This is a genomic window from Bradyrhizobium sp. Tv2a-2 (genome assembly GCF_000472425.1).
Classification (GTDB): domain Bacteria; phylum Pseudomonadota; class Alphaproteobacteria; order Rhizobiales; family Xanthobacteraceae; genus Bradyrhizobium.
The window spans coordinates 217,883-234,628 of record NZ_AXAI01000011.1 but is presented as its reverse complement, the minus strand read 5'-3'; the positions used below and the strand labels follow the sequence as shown (position 1 = coordinate 234,628).

Here is a 16,746-nt window from a genome sequence, read left to right as displayed (position 1 = left end):
AAGCTATCCCGCAACAGATCAGCGGCAAAGCACCTGTACACGGGCTTTCCATTATTTAATCGACGGCCCGTTGCCTGTGGCCCCTTGCGAAGGGCAGGCTCGCATCCCGGTCCCGCCCGTTTCGGCGACCCCAGCAACATTCAGCAATAAAACACCTGACTCATTCAGCAATTGTTGATCGTGGATTGCGGGCTCTCGAAGTTGCATCGCCATTTTTTTCGGTCATATGGCAAGGCCCATGGGGTGGCATCAGGTCGTTCGCTTATGTCTGGCTGGAGGCGCTGCGCTGGCGCTTTCGGCATGTGGTTTTGCCGACAGCCGCGCGCCGGTGCCCGGTTTCATGCGCCTGAAGGACGCCGACCCGCCGCCGCCCGAGCCGCCGCCGAATGTCAAGCAGCTGGTCCACGACAAGATGGATTCGGTGTTCGTCTCGACCTCCAATCCGCACGACGTGCGGGTGTCGCGGCCGCTGCATGATCCGCGCGGCCCCGGCTGGACGGCCTGCGTCAAGGCCGAGGTCAATTCCGCCAACGGCCAGCCGATCGGCACGCAGACCTATCGCATCTTCATCAGCGAAAGCGAGATCGTCGATCGCCGGCGCGTCGATGCCGACGACAATTGCCTGAGCGAGAACTACGAGCCGATCTAGCCCTCGAGCGGATCGGCGGGCGCCACGAGCCCCGACGGCTGCGGAAGCTGGCCGAGATAGCGCGCGAGCCACATGCCGAACAGCATCGCGGCTACGAAGATAAGAGAGGCGCGGCTGCCGAAGCCAAGTGCCGTGAAGGCCGGACCGGGGCAGAAGCCTGCGAGTCCCCAGCCAATGCCGAAAATCGCCGGACCTGCAAGGATGCGCGGATCGAGCTCGCGCTTTGTCGGCAGCTGGAAGCGCTCTGCGAACACCGGCTTCGATCGCGCAAGGACGATGCGGAAGCCGACAAACGTCACCGCGACGGCGCCGGCCATGACGAAGGCCAGACTCGGATCCCATCCGCCGGCGGTAACCGCACCGAAATCGAGAAAATTGAGCACCTTGGCCGGATTGGACATGCCGGACACAAGAAGGCCGAGCCCGAAGATGAGACCGATCAGGAACTGCAGCAGATTGGCCATGAGATTCAGCTCCCGTGACGCATGAGGAAGACGGTCACGATGCCCGTAGCCATGAAAGCTGCGGTAGCGACCAGCGAACGTACCGATAGCCGGGCAATCCCGCACACGCCATGACCGGACGTGCAGCCGCTTCCCCACACCGAGCCAAAGCCGACCAGGAGCCCCGCGGCCAGGAGCACTGGCGTGCCCGCCTCGATGCTCTGCTCCGGCAGATGTCCGCGTACGATCAGCACGAGCACCGGAGCCGCAACCAGACCTGCAACAAAGGCGAGCCGTCCGCCGAATTCGTTGTCCTCATAGGGCGGCAACAACCGCGCCGCTATGCCGCTGACGCCGGCGATGCGCCCGGTCAGCGCCATCAGCATAACCGCGGCAAGGCCGATCAGCGCGCCACCTACAAGCGCGGCGAGCGGCGTGAAGGAGGTGAGCGTATGGTTCATGGATCCTCCGTTTGTTGAAATCCGATATTGGTCGTCCGATTTTGCCCGGCCAAACCGCGGTCGGAACGGGTCGAAGGGTGAATCATCCGTTAATATTACCGCTCAAATTGAACACGCGCGCCAACAGTATCTTCCAACCTTTCCGCTAGATTGCCCCGGCCGTTCGGGGGATGGCCCAAAGACGTGGAAACGGGATGTGGCCGAGATGACCGACACAGTGATGCTCCGTCGCGCATCGATTGAAGATGCCACGGCCGCGCGCATGCGGGCCGACGGCGCGTCTTCACCGGCAGCCACTCTTGCGCCGCTCGCCACGATCGATGCCGAGCGGTGGCAAGGACTGAGTGCCCGGGCCATCGAGCCCAACGCTTATTATCTAGCCGACTGGATGCTTGCGGTGAACGCCACGGCGCCCGGACGCACCGGCGCATCCGCGCTCGCAGTGTGGGACAGCGCTTCGCCCCATCGGCTGCTCGGCCTGATGCCGGTCGTCCCGCTCCGGCGGGCTTTCAACATTCCCCTGCCGGCACTCACTTCCGCCCATCCCTATGGCACGCTGTGCACGCCGCTCCTAGATCACAAGCAGCCGGAAGCTGCAGCCGCCAGCCTGCTGCAGGCCGCGCGAGACGCCGGCGCGCGGGCGCTGGTGCTGCGCGAGACCTCGCTCGAGGGCGAGGCGATGCGGGTGCTCACTGACGTCGCGTTGCGTGAAGGCCTGCGGCCGCGCGTCCTGCAATCGCATCGGCGGGCGGTGCTCGATGCGACGCACGATGCCGAGGCGCTGCTGCGCGATGCACTCGGCAGCAAGAAGCTCAAGGACCTGCGGCGGCGGCGGCATCGCTTAGCGGAGCACGGCGCGGTCTCCTTCGCGGTCGCGCGGACGCCGCAGGAGGTTGCAGGCGCCGTCGAGGTTTTCCTCAAGCTCGAAGCCAGCGGCTGGAAGGGCAGGCGCGGCACGGCGCTGCTGCAGGTCGCCGGCGATGCCGCCTTCGTCCGCCGCGCCACGGTCGCACTCGCCGGGAACGGCGAATGCGAAATCGTCACTTTGAGTTCAGGCGCGACTCCGGTCGCCGCGGGCATCGTGCTGCGCCAGAACAATCGCGCTTTTTTCTTCAAGCTCGGCGTCGACGAAAGCTTTGCGAAATTCTCTCCCGGCGTGCAACTGACACTGGAGTTGACTCGCCATCTCTGTGCGAATCCAGACACCAACAGTGCGGATTCCACCGCAAGCCCCGATCATCCCATGATCAATCCGATCTGGCGCGGCCGCCTTGCCGTCGGCGATGTGTTGATCCCGCTGCGACGGAACGATCCGGTGGTGGAGATGATTCATGGTGCGCTCATGGCGCGGCAATCGCTGCGCGACCTGGCGCGACGGGGTGTCCACTTGTTGCGCGGACGTCGCTAGACGCCGGCCCGCACCGCCTCGGACGAAACCAACGCCGGCTTAAGCAAGAGCGCGGCCTACTCCGCTGCCTGCGCATTCACCTCTTCCGACACCTGCCGGATGGCGCGCGCGAGCATCGCGGGGTCCTGTGCGCCGGAGACGGCATATTTCTGCGCAAATACGTAGGTCGGCACGCCCTGGATGCCCTTATCCGCTGCGTCCTGAGCAAGCGTCGAAATCAGCGTGACATCCTCATCCGTTGCGAGGCGCTTGCGCACGTCGTCGGCATCGAGGCCCACATCTGCCGCGGCCTGCACCAGCACGTTCGTATCGGTGAGATCGCCGCCATCGCGGAAATACAATTCCATCAGACGCTGCTTCATCTCGGGCGCCTTGCCGATGGCCTCCGCCCAATGGATCAGGCGGTGACAGTCGATCGTGTTGGGCTGGCGCTTCACATTTTCCGGATGGTAAACCAACCCCTCCTCGCCGGCGGCCGCGACCACGCGCTGTGCGATGCCCTTATAGGCGTCCACCGAGCCGAACTTGGTGGTGAGATAGTCGTCGCGGCTGATGCCCTCGCGCGGCACCCAGGGATTGAGGAAGAAGGGACGGAAATTCACCTCCACCGGCACATCAGGCACCAGCTTCAGCGCGTTTTCGATCCGTCGCTTGCCGATATAGCACCAGGGGCAGACCACGTCGGAAACGATATCGATGGTCAAAGGCTTCAAGGTGCTCATGGGCATGGTCCCTTGGGAGGAGGATTGCCCGCCCAAGATAGCCCGATTGGACCAACAAACAAGCGCGGTGGACAGCACTTTCTGCCGCTAGTGCGGCATTGATCGCAATTCTCAGGGGTGGCAACCGCCCCGGCCATGCCCCCTTTTCAGACCGCACGCTCTTTGTTTCGAGCCATGGCTGGTGTCATGGCTGGTGTCACGGCCCTTCACATCTGCGTCAGTGAACTCTGCGTTCCTCTTTTCCACGCCCGAAGCAACGAACAACTTAGCGAGCGCTCTTATCATCGAATTTATTGGCGAGGCGCATGTGACAAAATCTGGGCAGGTTCGCTGGACTTGCGGTGACAGCGTTTCCCCCCACGCGCTCGACGCGGAGAGTCCCCCCGGGGAAAGCGGTGTCGGTATCATACGCGCGCAATTTGCAGGCTACGTCCAATTCGACACCAACACGCAGAACCATCTGGTGTTCTTTCAGAATTCGCCTCTTCAGCGGCTCGATTGCCGCATGGCTGACCAGAGGCTGCAGCACGAAACGACAAAAGGCTCAATTGCAATTTGCCCGGCCGGAATCGACAACTCCGTCGAGACCGAGACGACGCTCGACGCGCTGCTTGTGGCGATCAAACCCACTCAGCTCGCTGTGGCGGCTGCCGAGGAGTGCGAACTCGATGTCGAGCTAAAGGAGCGTCTGTCTGGCTACGATCAACGGCTTCTCCACCTTGCGCAGTCGCTGTGGCGGGAGAGCGACAATGGGTACCCGAACGGCCCGCTGTTCTGGAACGACGCAGCCAGCGACTTCGTCGGCGCGCTCTTGTCCGATCACACGTCCAGCCGCCCGCGGGCCTGTCGAGCCAGCCTCGGGCGGGCTACATTGCTGAAAATCAGGGAATATGTCCTTGCGCATCTGGCCGACCCGATCGAGGTCGATGAACTTGCAGCGCTGGCCGGTCGCAGCCCTTTTCATTTCTCGCGCATATTCGCCCGCTCCATCGGCATGACTCCCTACCGCTATGTTGTTCATCTTCGCCTGCAACAAGCCATCAGGCGCATACGCGAGGGACGGATGGGACTGGCGGAAATTGCCGCCGACACCGGCTTTGCAGATCAAAGCCATTTGTCGCGATGGGTCCGCCGTGTCCACGGCGTGGCACCGTCCCAAGTCGCCTGACGTCCGACGTCGCCTGCGCAAAACAGCAGGAATCTTCACGAGGACCAGTCCGTCCTTGCCGTAACGGTTGTGACCGCGCGAAGCCTGCTGCTCGCGCCGCCGAACCGGAGGACGACTGCATGTTTGCTTCGCTCGAAACCGCGCCGACGCGCCTGAAGCGCCAATTGCCTGAACTTGTGTCAGTACCGGGCGAGGATCGCTACGCGACTGCCATCAACATTTGGGCCAAGACGAGCGGCGTCATGCCGCGAGCAGTCTTCCATTGCAGGACCGCCGAGGACCTTCAGACCGCCATTCGGGCCGCGCGCGAGCACGACCTGCCACTCTCGATCCGTGGCGGCGGCCACGACTGGGCCGGTCGCGCGCTCTGCGACGGGATCGTGGCCGACATGACCGGCATGCGGCACGTCGTCCTCGATGCCGACCAGCGCACAGCGACGATTGGAGGTGGCGCTCGCGCCGCAGACGTCACCGCGATCACCGATCCGCTCGGGCGTGCCGTCGTTACCGGCTCGTGCTCCTGTGTCGGAATGGCGGGGCTCACACTTGGCGGAGGCTATGGCCCCTTGAACGGACGCTTCGGACTGGCGCTTGACAACATGGTTGCGGCACAGGTCGTGCTTGCCGACGGACGCATTGTCTCCGCAGACAACGAAAGCAACGCCGACTTGTTTTGGGCATTGCGTGGCGGGGGCGGCAATTTCGGCGCGGTGGTCGCGATGCGTCACCATGCGCATGACCTGCCCGCCGTTTATTCCGGCGTGTTCGTCTATCCCTTCAGCGAGGCGCGCACAGTGCTCGAAGCATGCAATTCCCTGACGGCGACAGCGCCGGATGAGTTGTCCGTTCAGATCGTGGCCATCGCCGATCCCTCCGGTACGCTTGTGGCGATGGTAATCCCAATCTGGAGTGGCCTGCCGGAACAAGCCGAAAGGGCCCTTGAACCGTTCCAGAGGCTTGGCACCCTCCTTGCTGGAAAAGTCGAACGGACATCCTATGGCGCGCTGCTCAGCGTGTTCGATCCCTTCGTTGTCAACGGATTGCGGGTCGTGGTGGAAACGTGCTCGGTGCCGTCGCTCGATCTCGATACAATCGACATGATCATCCATGGGATGGAAACCGCGGTGTCGCCAGGATGCGCCATCATCACCCATGAATTCCGGGGCGCGGCATCCCGTGTGTCGGACTCCGAAACGGCGTTCGGCCTTCGCCGCGATCATGTCATGCTTGAAATGCTGGCAACTTGTCCGGCTCACGCGGACGGGATGGACGAGGTATTGCATCGCAGCTGGGCCCGCCGCACGCGGCAGACTTTTACCATGGCGCTGCCTGGCGGATATCCGAACTTCCTCGGCCCCAACGATCTGGAGCGTGCAAGACAGAGCTATGGCCAGAATGCAGCAAGGCTGATCGAGATCAAACGACGCTACGATCCCGACAATGTCTTCGCCTCCGCCATTCCGCTGCCTTGGACACCATAATGCCTCGCCATGCGTCCGGCGTTAGCTCTATCCTAGCGCCGCCGCCATCTGGCGCATCCGCGCAGCCGTCAGATCGTCCGCCGGAAAGAAGGTCTCCAGCGCGAGCTCGGACAGCGTCACGTCGACAGGCGTGCCGAACACCATGGTGGTGGAGATGAAGCTCAGGACCTCGCCATTGTGCCTGAGCTTCAGGGGGATCGCGACATTGTTGTCAGGCGGCAGCGGAGCGCTGCGGGCCGGGATGGGATAGGCCTTGAGATCGTTGTAGAGCTTGAGCAACTCGGGGTCGGCGGTCGCCTCGCATTGGCGGTGCAGCCGCTCCAGCAGATGCCCGCACCATTCGGCGAGATTGACCGTACGCGGCGCCAGCGCCTCCGGATGGAAGGCAAGTCTTAGAATGTTGAAGGGCTGCCCAAGCAGCCGCTCGGGAATGCCGTCGAGCAGCGGCGCCACCATGCGGTTGGCGGTAACGAGATTCCAGTGACGGTCATAGGCCAGCGCCGGATTGGGCTCATGAGCCTTCAGCACGAGATCGATCGCCTGGCGCGCGGATTTGAGCATGGGATCATCCAGCGAGCGTTGCGGAAAGGCCGGCGCGAAGCCGGCAGCGACGAGCAGCACATTGCGCTCGCGCAAGGGGACGTCGAGCCGTTCGGCAAGCTTCAGCACCATCTCGCGCGAGGGCGCGGCGCGGCCCGTTTCCATAAAGCTCAAGTGCCGCGCCGAGATCTCGGCGTCGACGGACAGATCGAGCTGGCTCAGATGGCGACGCTGCCGCCATTCACGCAAGAGCTCGCCGACATGCAAGGGGTGGCTGCGTTCGTTGCGGGCGGAGGAGGTGTGGACGTTCATCATGGCGCAAAACCTAGCATGCGCCTTTCACTCCTTCCATTACCTCCGAAGTAATCGATTTGCGCAAGCGCGAAGATCATCTTCGCCCGCATGGAGACGATCATGCGCAGACATTCGCAAAGTTCCTCACCCCTGCCCGGCCTCGCACCGTGGCTGATCGATCTCGCGGTCAGGCTCGCCGCCCGCGCGCTGCATATGCCCGCACCGCTGCTGCACGCGATCGCCGCCTTCGTCTACGCAAGCGTGCAGGAAGCGGATCGCCGGTTGATTGCGCTGTGCCGGCCGTCCCGGTGACGTCAACTCAAGAGCACGGCCGCGACCATGCCAGCGAACGTCAGCACCAGACCGGCCACCAGCATCGGCACCAGGCTGCTGCCGGAATACGGGTTGGCCGAGGTCTCACCGGTTACCATATATCTCCGGAACTTCATGAGGTGACTTCCCTCTCGTTGCGTCGGAACCTCTCGCCGATCCCGAGCAGAACGCCGCTCGCGCCGGCTACGCCAAGCTCGAGGCTCGCCGCGATTCGTCTGGCGCGCTCCAGGAAATGCTCCTGCGCCGCAGGCGGACAGACCTCTTTTGCCGTGGCCTCGAACAGTGCCAGCCAACGGTCGAAATGGATGGCATCGACGGGCAACGGCAGATGTTTGGGCATGGGCGCGCCGTGATAGCGGCCGCTCATCAGGGCGACCGACGACCAGAAGGCGCACATCTGTGCCAGATGCGGCTCCCAATTGGTGATTCGCGCAGCGAAGATGGGGCCCAGCATCTCGTCATTGCGGACTTTTTCGTAAAAGCGGTGAACCAGTTGTTCGATCATCGCTTCGGTAATGCCGGTCCTGGCGACAATGTCCGCCGTAATCTGTTCCCGCCGTTCCGCTCCGGTCATGGCCTTTTCCTAAATAGGTATTTCAAATACCTATTTAGAGGAGTAAGACGGATTTTGCAAAGGCCTATTTCGCGAGGATGCCATGCGTCTGACGTCGTTCACCGATTTTGCCCTGCGCGCATTGATGCGGCTGGCGGGCGAGCCGGCGCGGACTTTTGCGACCACCGAGATCGCGTCCGAGTTCGGCATCTCCCGCAATCACCTCGCCAAGGTCGTGCGCGATCTCGCCGACAATGGCTTCATCTTGACCCAACGCGGTGCCGGAGGCGGCTTCAGCCTGGCGCGGCCGCCGCAGTCGATCACGCTTGGCGAGGTCGTGCGCGCACTTGAGGGAGGAAGCGCGCTGGTCGAATGCTTTCGCGAGGATGGCGGCGCCTGTGCGCTAACGCCCCGCTGCCGCCTGAAGGTACGGTTGGCGGCCGCGCGCGAGGCGTTCATGCGCGAGCTCGACAAGACGACGCTTTCGGACTGCGCCTATCCGGGCCAGCCGCGGCGAAGTGCTGCGGGATGAAAGCGGCATGGCCATGCCTGCCAAGCCAGCGGCCGTACCGGAGGGCCGGTGAGCCTTCAGACTACCAGGCGATGACCATTGAGGCGCTTGGCCTTGCCGTTCGCCTTCTTTGCCTTGCTAGCGGTCGTACCCTTGGCGCGCACCTCTTCCCTCGCCTTCGCCTTTTTCTCGGCGCGCTTCTCAGCCTTGCGCTGTGCCTTCTTTTCTTCCTTCGCCTTCAATCGTGCGCGTTCGGCGCGGGCTTCCGCGCGCTTCTTCTTGCGTTTCTTCTCGCAGGCGTCGCACTTGCAGCCGATCGGCTTCAGATAGGCTTTGAAGTAGTCGGTGCCATAGTCGTAATTGATCTCCTCGCCCGGCTCGATGTTCTTGATGGCCCGGATGAACACCTTGCGCTTGCGCGGTTTGACGTCGGACTCCGCGTTCGGCCGGCAGGCATGATTGATGTAGCGGGCGACGTTCTCGCGGATCGAGCCGTCGATGGTCCAGCGGTTGGTCAGTTCGAACAGATATTTGTTCTCGATCGCGTCTTCGTCCTTCTTCTTCGAATCCAGCAGCGGCCCGAAATAGCGGATGATCCGGGTCCCCTTCTTGATCGGTTGGGTGGCGAAAAGGCCAAGCCCGGTACGGGAACGGCCGACACGATAGGGTTTGTTCGATGAGATCGAAGGCATGACGATGGTTTTGAGTGCGCGCCGAGAGGCAAAAAGACGGGCTGTTCTAGAACGATTCCGGCAAAAAGTCAGGCTTTCTCAAGCCTGCCGATGAACCTTCCCCAGATTGCACATGTCTGAGACAGTAAAAAGATGCCATGCGAGCACGGCCAAGAAGGAACCTGCCGCGCTGGTTCAGCACTGCGGCGGGAAGCGGTGAAGGTGGTGGGCGCAGTCGGCCGCGCTGGCGGTGGACCGCTAATCCTTCGTCACCGTCGTCTTGAGCATGGCATCGAGCAACTGCTCGGCACTGCTGCCTTCGGGCAGACGATCGACGATATCCTCGAGACGCCCGTCGAGCAGCAGCATGGTGAAACCGTGCACCAGTGACCAGGCACGGGCGATCGCGGCCGCCTGATCGAGCGTCAGCGCATCCTCGGAGATGATTTCCTGGCGCTTGGCGGCGATCGCGCCGGCAAGGCCCGCGAACGAGGCCTCCGCCGCCTCGTGCAACGAAGGCCGCGAATAGTCCAGCCGCTCGGTGCGGAACATCAGCCCGTACATGCCGGGATGCGCCTGGGCATAGGCGACATAGGCTTTGGCCCGCGCCATCGCGCGCTGGTCGATCGACAGATTGCCGGGGCCGCAGGCCTGCGCCATCGCGGTGTTGAACTGGCGAAAGCCGATCGCCGCAAGCTCGCTGACAAGCCCGGTCAGATCGCCGAAATGATGGGTCGGCGCAGCATGCGAGACGCCCGCCTCGCGCGCCACCGCCCGCAGCGTGAGGCCGGCAAGGCCGTCGCGCTCCAGCACCCGCTCCGCCGCTTCCAGCAGCGCGTCGCGCAGCGCGCCATGGTGATAGGGCGCGGCTTCGGCGCGCGAGGGACGGCGTCCCCGCCCCGTGCGCGGCGGCGGCGGCGTGCGGCCGGACGATTTGCGGGTGCGGGATTGGGTCTTGGGGTGGGCTTGTTCGGACTTTCTCATGGCAAGCACCTTATACGACACGATTTTTACACTGTAAAGATTTTGCTTGACCAACGGCACCCTCATCTTTACGATGTAAAGATAAAATCAGGAGGCCGCTATGAAGCAGGATGCCATCAGCCGACCGCAGAGAACCAATATCGCGCCGATTCCCTTCGAGGCCGATGCGCCCGGACTGAAGATCTCAGGCGAATTGCCGCGCGAACTCAACGGCACGCTCTACCGCAACGGCCCCAATCCGCAATTCGAGGCCCCCGGCGCGCACTGGTTCGTCGGCGACGGCATGCTGCACGCCTTCCATCTGGAAAACGGCCGCGCCTCCTATCGCAACCGCTGGGTCCGCACCCCGAAATGGCTCGCCGAGCATGACGCCGGCCGCGCACTGTTCGGCGGCTTCGGCCGCAAGCTCGCGGACGCGCCGGCGAACCTGACCGACGGCGGCGTCGCCAACACCAACGTCCTGTTTCATGCCGGTCGCCTGCTCGCGCTGGAAGAGGCGCATCTGCCGACCGAAATCGAGCCCGGCACGCTTGCGACCCGCGGCTACTGCAATTATGGCGGCGGCATCGCCGGCCCTTTCACTGCGCATCCCAAGATCGATCCGTTGACCGGCGAGATGGTGTTCTTCGGCTACAACGCCTCCGGCCCCTTCACTCCCACCCTGTCCTTCGGCTCGATCGACGCCAAAGGCACGGTCACGCGCTTCGATCGCTTCGAGGTGCCCTATGCCAGCATGGTGCATGATTTCATCGTCACCGAAAATCATTTGCTGTTTCCGGTGCTGCCGATCACAGGCGATCTCGCGCGCGCCATGAGCGGCAAGCCGGCCTACGCCTGGGAGCCTGACAAGGGCGCCCATGTCGGCGTGATGAAGCGGAATGGCACAGCCAAGGACATCGCCTGGTTCCGCGGCGAGGCCTGCTACGTCTTCCATGTCATGAACGCCTGGGAGGATGGGAGCCGCATCATTGCCGATGTGATGCAGTTCGAGGAAGCGCCGCTGTTCCCGCATCCCGACGGCTCGCCGACCAATCCTGAAAAATCGCGCGCCCGCCTGTGCCGCTGGACCTTCGATCTCTCGGACAATACCGACCGCTTCACGCAATCCTATCTCGACGACATGACCGGCGAATTCCCGCGCGTCGACGACCGCCGCGCTGGCCTGAAGAGTACCCACGGCTGGTACGCCTGCGCCAATCCGGACGGACCGCTTTTTGGCGCGCTGTCCGGCATCGTCCATGTCGACGGCGAAGGCACACGCCGCGGCCGCTACCTCCTCCCGCCCGGGGACACCATTTCCGAGCCCGTCTTCGTCGCCCGCGACGACAACGCGGCCGAAGGCGGCGGATGGCTGCTTGCAGTGGTCTGGCGTGCCCGCGACAATGTCAGCGACCTCGCAGTTTTCAACGCCACCGATGTCGCGAGCGGTCCGGTCTCGCTGGTGCATCTCGGCCACCGCGTGCCCGACGGATTTCACGGCAATTGGGTGGGGACGAGGTGAACCCAGGCACCGCAGCCTCGGTCATGGCCCGCGGTGCATGTTCGTGGCGCCGTCATTCCGGGATGGTCCGAAGGACCAGACCCGGAATCTCGAGATTCTCAGGTGCGCAATTGCGCACCGTAGTTCGATGCTCCGCATCGCCCCGGAATGACGGGGGTCAATGTGGAAGCCCATGGCACTTAACCATTTGAGCACCAAGGACTCTTGGCTACCTCACGTTATTTTTACACTGTAAAGATTTATCTTGACACCGTCACATCTCCAGCCTAAAAATCTTGTCAGTGTAAAGATTAGCCCAAGAGGCTAGCATGACAATTTTCCTCATCCTCGCCCCCTATGGCGCCTTCACCTTTCTGATGCTTGTGGCCCCAGCCGTGGTGAGCGTATTCGCAGGCTCCCTTATCGCGCTTGCCGTGATCACGCTGGACGCGGTCCGCGGCCGTTCGCTGAAGATCTTCGGCGTGGGTGGCGCGCTCGTATTCGCCGCCATCGGCTTTTATCTCGTCCTGGTCGATCCCTCGCTTGCCGCATCCAAGGTCCGGCTCGCCGTCGACACCGGGATATTGATCGTCGCGGCCGGTTCGATGCTGGTCCGTTTTCCCTTCACCCTGCAATATGCGCTGGAAGCCGTGCCGGCCGAGACCGCGGCGATGCCGGGGTTCCTGCGCGCCAACTACATGATTACCGGCGCCTGGGCGGCTGCGTCGCTCCTGATGATGCTGTCCAATCTCGCGGTGCTCTATGTGCCGGGCCTTCCGATCTGGACCAGCCTCCTGATTGCCTTTGCCGCCCGCAACAGCGCGCTGTATTTTACCAAATGGTACCCGCATTATCGCGAACGGAAATACGGCGCGCCGCTCGCAGCCGCGCTGCCGGGCACGAATTGAGAACACGAAGTAATTAAGGCTCTTCAGGGGGAGTGACGATGAAGGACGTGCTGTTGAGGCTCGCGACAGACTTTCTCTCCACCATCGTCTTTCTGGTGATCTATCTTGCGACCGGCAACATCATCCTGGCGACCTCGGTCGCGGTCGCCGGTGCAATCGCGCAGGTGATTCATGCGCGCGTCACCGGCAAGGTGCTGGGCTTCATGACCTATGCAAGCCTGGGGCTCGTGATCGTGCTCGGCGCTGCCACCATCCTGACCAACGATCCCCGCTTCGTGCTGGCAAAACCCTCGATCGCACATTTTGCCATTGGGCTCATCATGCTCAAGCCCGGCTGGATGCTGCGCTACATGCCGCCGCTGGTCACCGAGACCATTCCCGAATACGTCACCGCGGCCGGCTATGCCTGGGCAGCGCTGATGTTCGTGCTGGGCTTCGGCACCATCGCGGTCGCGATGACCGGCAACATCAAGCTCTGGACCATCTATGTCTCGGTGGTGCTGGTCGCGGCCAAGGTCTCGGCCTTCGCCATCCAATATGTCGTCTTCCGCCTGATCGTCACCAGCCGCATCCGCGCGGCCCGTGCCGCCGCCGGCACCTGACATCCGCGACAAACAGGAGGATTGGGCCTGCACGCAAGATGCGCTATAGGCAGTTCCACATCTGCGCCGCGAGAGCCGTGTCCGGCTCGCGATCAACTAGGACTTTGAGGAGACTGCAATGGCCATCGACGGAAACTGGAATCTTACCATGAGCACGCCGATGGGCGAACGCAGCGCCACGCTGAGCCTGAAGAGCGCGGGCTCGACGCTGACGGGCACGCAAGGCGCCGAGGGCAACACGGCCGAGATTTTCGACGGCACCGTGACTGGCGACGACGTCGCCTGGAAAGTCTCCATCACCAACCCGATGCCACTGACGCTCGACTTCAGCGGCAAAGTCTCGGGCGACGATATCTCGGGCGAAATGGGCATCGGCCCGATGGGCAGCTTCCCGTTCACGGGCAAGCGCGCGTAACGGCGCGCCCCGGCCTTACGTGGGTCGGGTGGGCACGATGGCGATCGGGTTGAAGGTATAGACCGCCTCGCCCTTCTGGTTATAGGCGGTCCATCTGATGCGGACGATGCCTTGCGGCTTCGTTCGCGACGGAACCAGTTCAACGACCTCCCCTTCCAGCTGCAGAGTGTCACCGGGACGCACCGGCTTCATCCAGCGCAATTCGTCGACGCCGGCGCCGAACAAGGGATGCGGCCCGAACGGCCGCGCCGTGATCGCAAGGCGCATGGCGATTGCCGCGGTATGCCAGCCCGAGGCGGCCAGCCCGTTGAGGATCGAGTTCTCCGCTGCCACCTCGTCCATGTGAAACGGCTGCGGGTCGAACTCGGCAGCGAAGCGCAGGATGTCGTCCTTGGAGACCGTTGTCTTCTCGCTCGTAAAGCGCATGCCGACCTTGAGGTCGTCGAACCACTCGACCATCGTACTCCCCCCAAATCAAAGCATGATCCGAAAAAGTGTGTAGCGGTTTTCCGAAAAGATCATGCTCAACAAAAACCTGAAGCGCGATGACGATTCAACCAAACCTCATCGCGCTTTAGAACCAGATCTGCATTTTCACGCCGCAGGCGTCGACTGGCGGCGCGCCTTCCGGCAGACGCCCCGCCGGCTCGCGTGCGGCAATCGCCACCGCACAGGCATCCAGCACATCGTCCGGCTTCGCGCCAGTCCCCAGGCGCGTGCGCCCTGTCCACTCGCCAATATCAGGGAAACCGGCATGTCGCAGCAGCCTTTGCCGCAACGACAGTCCATCCGCGGACTTCTTCGACGGCAGCGGCCGCCCCCGGTTGAGACGCAGGAACACGAGCTCCGGATGGACCTCGCGAATGTCGAGAGAAGGGTTGGCGCGCACGTGAGCATCCACCTCCATGATCTTGCGGCCGAGATGCCAGAGCTGGCGCGAGATGCGGCTCTGGCCACGCCGCGTCGCCTCGGCGTTCGCCTTGTCGGGATCATCGAATGCCTGCCAAAGCCAACGGCGCGCGCCGGTGAACACCCGCGAGGCATGCGGCCGCAATCTTTCTCGGGCCAGCAAGTCGCAAGCCCGTGTGCCATCATCGGGCATGCCGATGGGAATATCGATTCCGACCAGATCGAACGGCTGACGCAGCGCGTCGGAGATATCAGGATGAAAACCCAGCGTCCGGCGGTCGCCGTCGATGAGAACGGCGACCCAGCCTCGGGCAAACCCGTCGAGCCCTAATACCCTCACCCAAGGCTTTCAGCGACGCCTCAACCCAGGTTGAGCTCCCTAAAGAAGTCGTTACCCTTGTCGTCGATAATGATGAAGGCCGGGAAATCCACGACTTCGATGCGCCAGATCGCTTCCATCCCGAGCTCGGGATATTCCACCACCTCGACCTTCTTGATGCAGTGCTCGGCGAGGTTTGCCGCAGCACCGCCGATCGAGCCGAGATAGAAGCCGCCATATTTCTTGCAGGCCTCGCGCACCACGGCAGCGCGGTTGCCTTTGGCCAGCATCACCATCGAGCCGCCGGCCGCCTGGAACTGGTCGACGAAGGAATCCATGCGTCCCGCCGTGGTCGGGCCGAACGCACCGGAGGCGTAGCCTTCGGGGGTCTTGGCGGGACCCGCATAATAGATCGGGTGGTTCTTGAAATAATCGGGCAGCGGCTCGCCCTTCTCAAGCCGCTCGCGCAGCTTGGCATGCGCGGAGTCGCGCGCCACGATCATGGTGCCGGTCAGCGACAGCCGCGTCTTGACCGGATATTTCGACAGCGTCGCCAGGATCTCCTTCATCGGCTGGCCGAGGTCGATCTTCACCATTTCGCCGCCAAGCGCCTGCTCCACCGCAGGCAGATATTGCGCGGGATTATGCTCGAGCTCCTCGAGGTAAACACCATCCTTGGTGATCTTGCCGAGCACCTGGCGGTCGGCCGAGCACGAGACGCCAAGCCCGATCGGCAGCGACGCGCCATGGCGCGGCATGCGGATCACGCGCACGTCGTGACAGAAATACTTGCCGCCGAACTGCGCGCCGACGCCGAGCGACTGCGTCATCTTGTGGATTTCCTGCTCCATCTCGACGTCGCGGAACGCGTTGCCATCGGCCGAACCGTGGGTCGGCAGCGCATCGAGATAGCGGGCGGACGCAAGCTTCACCGTCTTCATGCAGAGCTCGGCCGAAGTGCCGCCGATCACAATCGCAAGGTGATATGGCGGGCACGCCGCGGTGCCCAGCGTGAGGATCTTCTCCTTCAGGAACGCCAGCAGGCGGTCCTTGGTCAGCACGGACGGCGTCGCCTGGAACAGGAAGCTCTTGTTCGCGCTGCCGCCGCCCTTGGCCATGAACATGAACTTGTAGGCGTCGTCGCCCTCGGCGTAGATCTCGCACTGCGCCGGCATGTTGTTGGCGGTGTTCTTCTCCTCATACATCGACAGCGGCGCGACCTGCGAGTAGCGCAGGTTGCGACGGAGATAGGCGTCGCGCGCACCTTCCGACAACGCGGCCTCGTCCTCGCCGTCGGTGATGACGTTGCAGCCCTTCTTGCCCATGATAATTGCAGTGCCGGTATCCTGGCACATCGGCAGGATGCCGCCGGCGGCGATGTTGGCGTTCTTCAGGAAGTCGAGCGCCACGAACTTGTCGTTCGGGCTCGCCTCCTTGTCGTCCAGGATGTTGCGGAGCTGCTTTAGATGCCCGGGCCGCAGATAGTGGTTGATTTCGCCAAAGGCCGCCTCCGACAGTGCCCGCAGCGCCTCGCGCGAGACCACCAGCATCTCTTTCCCCAAGACCTTTTCGACCCGCACACCCTCGGCCGTCACTTTTTTGTAGGGCGTGGTGTCCGGCCCCAGAGGAAACAGCGGCGTGTGCTTGTAGGGCGGAACAGGCTTGCTCTGGTCGGCAAAGGCGGTGGGAGCGTTCATGAGTGGCTCGTGGGTTCAAAGGAGCCGAAGCGGTCAGTTCTGGACGCCCGGCAGATAGAGCCGTTCTAAGCACTTTTGACCGAAAAGGAAGGCATTAGAGGTCGGGTCAGGCTTGCGGCCTCTGGCCCTCTGGACGAAGCGCGCAGTGCAATCCGATGGGGCGGCGCCGTCCCTGGGGTTAGGCAGGCGTCCGATTTT

Annotated in this window: 21 protein-coding genes; 10 read left to right on the top strand and 11 right to left on the bottom strand. The window is 63.1% G+C overall.

Annotation, left to right across the window (positions count from 1 at the left end; all coding sequences use genetic code 11):
• The first annotated feature begins 238 nt into the window (after positions 1-238).
• Positions 239-649 carry a hypothetical protein gene (locus A3AI_RS0123895; RefSeq protein ID WP_024518009.1) on the top strand — a complete coding sequence of 137 codons (411 nt, stop codon included), beginning with the start codon at positions 239-241 and terminating at the stop codon, positions 647-649.
• On the opposite strand, the gene A3AI_RS0123890 is transcribed toward A3AI_RS0123895, so the two are convergent.
• Both A3AI_RS0123890 and A3AI_RS0123885 read right to left on the bottom strand, forming a co-directional pair.
• Positions 646-1,113 carry a DUF6691 family protein gene (locus tag A3AI_RS0123890; RefSeq protein WP_024518008.1) on the bottom strand — a complete coding sequence of 156 codons (468 nt, stop codon included), beginning with the start codon at positions 1,111-1,113 and terminating at the stop codon, positions 646-648. The two genes, A3AI_RS0123895 and A3AI_RS0123890, sit on opposite strands and share 4 nt — an antisense overlap.
• 5 nt (positions 1,114-1,118) lie before the next feature.
• The gene (locus A3AI_RS0123885) at positions 1,119-1,553 is read right to left on the bottom strand and encodes a YeeE/YedE family protein (protein WP_024518007.1); all 435 of its coding nucleotides are present in this window, start codon (positions 1,551-1,553) and stop codon (positions 1,119-1,121) included.
• A gap of 205 nt (positions 1,554-1,758) precedes the next feature.
• On the opposite strand from A3AI_RS0123885, the gene A3AI_RS0123880 reads away from it, so the two are divergent.
• Positions 1,759-2,961 (top strand): GNAT family N-acetyltransferase, encoded by a 1,203-nt coding sequence (locus A3AI_RS0123880; RefSeq protein WP_084801014.1) that lies wholly within the window; start codon positions 1,759-1,761, stop codon positions 2,959-2,961.
• Between the two features lie 56 nt (positions 2,962-3,017).
• Here A3AI_RS0123880 and A3AI_RS0123875 read toward each other — a convergent pair whose 3' ends face one another.
• Positions 3,018-3,683 (bottom strand): DsbA family oxidoreductase, encoded by a 666-nt coding sequence (locus tag A3AI_RS0123875; protein WP_024518005.1) that lies wholly within the window; start codon positions 3,681-3,683, stop codon positions 3,018-3,020.
• 181 nt (positions 3,684-3,864) lie between these two features.
• Here A3AI_RS0123875 and A3AI_RS43350 point away from each other — a divergent pair, with 181 nt between their 5' ends.
• Both A3AI_RS43350 and A3AI_RS0123865 read left to right on the top strand, forming a co-directional pair.
• Positions 3,865-4,851 carry a helix-turn-helix domain-containing protein gene (locus A3AI_RS43350; RefSeq protein WP_198030199.1) on the top strand — a complete coding sequence of 329 codons (987 nt, stop codon included), beginning with the start codon at positions 3,865-3,867 and terminating at the stop codon, positions 4,849-4,851.
• 119 nt (positions 4,852-4,970) lie between these two features.
• On the top strand, positions 4,971-6,332 hold the full coding sequence (locus tag A3AI_RS0123865; RefSeq protein WP_024518003.1) for an FAD-binding oxidoreductase: 1,362 nt from the start codon (positions 4,971-4,973) through the stop codon (positions 6,330-6,332).
• Positions 6,333-6,359: 27 nt separating this feature from the next.
• Here A3AI_RS0123865 and A3AI_RS0123860 read toward each other — a convergent pair whose 3' ends face one another.
• Positions 6,360-7,184 carry a helix-turn-helix domain-containing protein gene (locus tag A3AI_RS0123860; protein ID WP_024518002.1) on the bottom strand — a complete coding sequence of 275 codons (825 nt, stop codon included), beginning with the start codon at positions 7,182-7,184 and terminating at the stop codon, positions 6,360-6,362.
• 102 nt (positions 7,185-7,286) lie between these two features.
• Here A3AI_RS0123860 and A3AI_RS43345 point away from each other — a divergent pair, with 102 nt between their 5' ends.
• The gene (locus A3AI_RS43345) at positions 7,287-7,478 is read left to right on the top strand and encodes a hypothetical protein (RefSeq protein ID WP_036049282.1); all 192 of its coding nucleotides are present in this window, start codon (positions 7,287-7,289) and stop codon (positions 7,476-7,478) included.
• A 2-nt stretch (positions 7,479-7,480) separates the two neighbouring features.
• Here the strand turns inward: A3AI_RS43345 and A3AI_RS50000 are convergent, their stop codons facing one another.
• Complete coding sequence (locus A3AI_RS50000) at positions 7,481-7,615, bottom strand: hypothetical protein (RefSeq protein WP_283807260.1); 135 nt, start codon at positions 7,613-7,615, stop codon at positions 7,481-7,483.
• The gene (locus A3AI_RS43340) at positions 7,612-8,073 is read right to left on the bottom strand and encodes a group III truncated hemoglobin (RefSeq protein ID WP_036049281.1); all 462 of its coding nucleotides are present in this window, start codon (positions 8,071-8,073) and stop codon (positions 7,612-7,614) included. Before A3AI_RS43340 ends, A3AI_RS50000 begins: the two co-directional genes overlap by 4 nt.
• 82 nt (positions 8,074-8,155) lie before the next feature.
• On the opposite strand from A3AI_RS43340, the gene A3AI_RS0123845 reads away from it, so the two are divergent.
• Positions 8,156-8,584, top strand: a complete 429-nt coding sequence (locus A3AI_RS0123845) for an RrF2 family transcriptional regulator (RefSeq protein WP_024518001.1) — start codon at positions 8,156-8,158, stop codon at positions 8,582-8,584.
• A 56-nt stretch (positions 8,585-8,640) separates the two neighbouring features.
• Here the strand turns inward: A3AI_RS0123845 and A3AI_RS0123840 are convergent, their stop codons facing one another.
• Positions 8,641-9,255 carry an SET domain-containing protein gene (locus tag A3AI_RS0123840; RefSeq protein WP_024518000.1) on the bottom strand — a complete coding sequence of 205 codons (615 nt, stop codon included), beginning with the start codon at positions 9,253-9,255 and terminating at the stop codon, positions 8,641-8,643.
• 237 nt (positions 9,256-9,492) lie between these two features.
• The gene (locus A3AI_RS0123835; protein ID WP_024517999.1) at positions 9,493-10,218 is read right to left on the bottom strand and encodes a TetR/AcrR family transcriptional regulator; all 726 of its coding nucleotides are present in this window, start codon (positions 10,216-10,218) and stop codon (positions 9,493-9,495) included.
• Positions 10,219-10,318: 100 nt separating this feature from the next.
• On the opposite strand from A3AI_RS0123835, the gene A3AI_RS0123830 reads away from it, so the two are divergent.
• The 4 genes from A3AI_RS0123830 to A3AI_RS0123815 all read left to right on the top strand — a co-directional run bounded on the left by A3AI_RS0123830 (position 10,319) and on the right by A3AI_RS0123815 (position 13,623).
• Positions 10,319-11,719, top strand: coding sequence for a carotenoid oxygenase family protein (locus A3AI_RS0123830; RefSeq protein ID WP_024517998.1), 1,401 nt, complete (start codon positions 10,319-10,321; stop codon positions 11,717-11,719).
• A gap of 308 nt (positions 11,720-12,027) precedes the next feature.
• Positions 12,028-12,606, top strand: coding sequence for a hypothetical protein (locus A3AI_RS0123825; RefSeq protein WP_024517997.1), 579 nt, complete (start codon positions 12,028-12,030; stop codon positions 12,604-12,606).
• 38 nt (positions 12,607-12,644) lie between these two features.
• Entirely contained in the window at positions 12,645-13,208 is a 564-nt protein-coding gene (locus A3AI_RS0123820) for an inner membrane-spanning protein YciB (RefSeq protein WP_024517996.1), read from the top strand.
• 118 nt (positions 13,209-13,326) lie between these two features.
• The gene (locus tag A3AI_RS0123815) at positions 13,327-13,623 is read left to right on the top strand and encodes a hypothetical protein (RefSeq protein ID WP_024517995.1); all 297 of its coding nucleotides are present in this window, start codon (positions 13,327-13,329) and stop codon (positions 13,621-13,623) included.
• 15 nt (positions 13,624-13,638) lie between these two features.
• On the opposite strand, the gene A3AI_RS0123810 is transcribed toward A3AI_RS0123815, so the two are convergent.
• From A3AI_RS0123810 to A3AI_RS0123800, 3 genes are all read right to left on the bottom strand, one after another.
• Positions 13,639-14,082 carry a MaoC family dehydratase gene (locus A3AI_RS0123810; protein WP_024517994.1) on the bottom strand — a complete coding sequence of 148 codons (444 nt, stop codon included), beginning with the start codon at positions 14,080-14,082 and terminating at the stop codon, positions 13,639-13,641.
• Positions 14,083-14,197: 115 nt separating this feature from the next.
• Positions 14,198-14,872: a DUF429 domain-containing protein gene (locus tag A3AI_RS0123805; RefSeq protein WP_084801008.1), complete on the bottom strand. Its 675-nt coding sequence runs from the start codon at positions 14,870-14,872 to the stop codon at positions 14,198-14,200.
• Between the two features lie 20 nt (positions 14,873-14,892).
• Positions 14,893-16,548 (bottom strand): fumarate hydratase, encoded by a 1,656-nt coding sequence (locus tag A3AI_RS0123800; RefSeq protein WP_024517992.1) that lies wholly within the window; start codon positions 16,546-16,548, stop codon positions 14,893-14,895.
• Between the last annotated feature and the right edge of the window lie 198 nt (positions 16,549-16,746).

What these genes read in the sequence shown, in the direction of transcription:
- A3AI_RS0123895 (WP_024518009.1), top strand. Translation starts at nt 239, where the DNA reads ATGGGGTGGCATCAGGTCGTTCGCTTATGTCTGGCTGGAGGCGCTGCG.
- A3AI_RS0123890 (WP_024518008.1), bottom strand. Translation starts at nt 1,113, where the DNA reads ATGGCCAATCTGCTGCAGTTCCTGATCGGTCTCATCTTCGGGCTCGGC.
- A3AI_RS0123885 (WP_024518007.1), bottom strand. Translation starts at nt 1,553, where the DNA reads ATGAACCATACGCTCACCTCCTTCACGCCGCTCGCCGCGCTTGTAGGT.
- A3AI_RS0123880 (WP_084801014.1), top strand. Translation starts at nt 1,759, where the DNA reads ATGACCGACACAGTGATGCTCCGTCGCGCATCGATTGAAGATGCCACG.
- A3AI_RS0123875 (WP_024518005.1), bottom strand. Translation starts at nt 3,683, where the DNA reads ATGAGCACCTTGAAGCCTTTGACCATCGATATCGTTTCCGACGTGGTC.
- A3AI_RS0123865 (WP_024518003.1), top strand. Translation starts at nt 4,971, where the DNA reads ATGTTTGCTTCGCTCGAAACCGCGCCGACGCGCCTGAAGCGCCAATTG.
- A3AI_RS0123860 (WP_024518002.1), bottom strand. Translation starts at nt 7,184, where the DNA reads ATGAACGTCCACACCTCCTCCGCCCGCAACGAACGCAGCCACCCCTTG.
- A3AI_RS43345 (WP_036049282.1), top strand. Translation starts at nt 7,287, where the DNA reads ATGCGCAGACATTCGCAAAGTTCCTCACCCCTGCCCGGCCTCGCACCG.
- A3AI_RS50000 (WP_283807260.1), bottom strand. Translation starts at nt 7,615, where the DNA reads ATGAAGTTCCGGAGATATATGGTAACCGGTGAGACCTCGGCCAACCCG.
- A3AI_RS43340 (WP_036049281.1), bottom strand. Translation starts at nt 8,073, where the DNA reads ATGACCGGAGCGGAACGGCGGGAACAGATTACGGCGGACATTGTCGCC.
- A3AI_RS0123845 (WP_024518001.1), top strand. Translation starts at nt 8,156, where the DNA reads ATGCGTCTGACGTCGTTCACCGATTTTGCCCTGCGCGCATTGATGCGG.
- A3AI_RS0123840 (WP_024518000.1), bottom strand. Translation starts at nt 9,255, where the DNA reads ATGCCTTCGATCTCATCGAACAAACCCTATCGTGTCGGCCGTTCCCGT.
- A3AI_RS0123835 (WP_024517999.1), bottom strand. Translation starts at nt 10,218, where the DNA reads ATGAGAAAGTCCGAACAAGCCCACCCCAAGACCCAATCCCGCACCCGC.
- A3AI_RS0123830 (WP_024517998.1), top strand. Translation starts at nt 10,319, where the DNA reads ATGAAGCAGGATGCCATCAGCCGACCGCAGAGAACCAATATCGCGCCG.
- A3AI_RS0123825 (WP_024517997.1), top strand. Translation starts at nt 12,028, where the DNA reads ATGACAATTTTCCTCATCCTCGCCCCCTATGGCGCCTTCACCTTTCTG.
- A3AI_RS0123820 (WP_024517996.1), top strand. Translation starts at nt 12,645, where the DNA reads ATGAAGGACGTGCTGTTGAGGCTCGCGACAGACTTTCTCTCCACCATC.
- A3AI_RS0123815 (WP_024517995.1), top strand. Translation starts at nt 13,327, where the DNA reads ATGGCCATCGACGGAAACTGGAATCTTACCATGAGCACGCCGATGGGC.
- A3AI_RS0123810 (WP_024517994.1), bottom strand. Translation starts at nt 14,082, where the DNA reads ATGGTCGAGTGGTTCGACGACCTCAAGGTCGGCATGCGCTTTACGAGC.
- A3AI_RS0123800 (WP_024517992.1), bottom strand. Translation starts at nt 16,548, where the DNA reads ATGAACGCTCCCACCGCCTTTGCCGACCAGAGCAAGCCTGTTCCGCCC.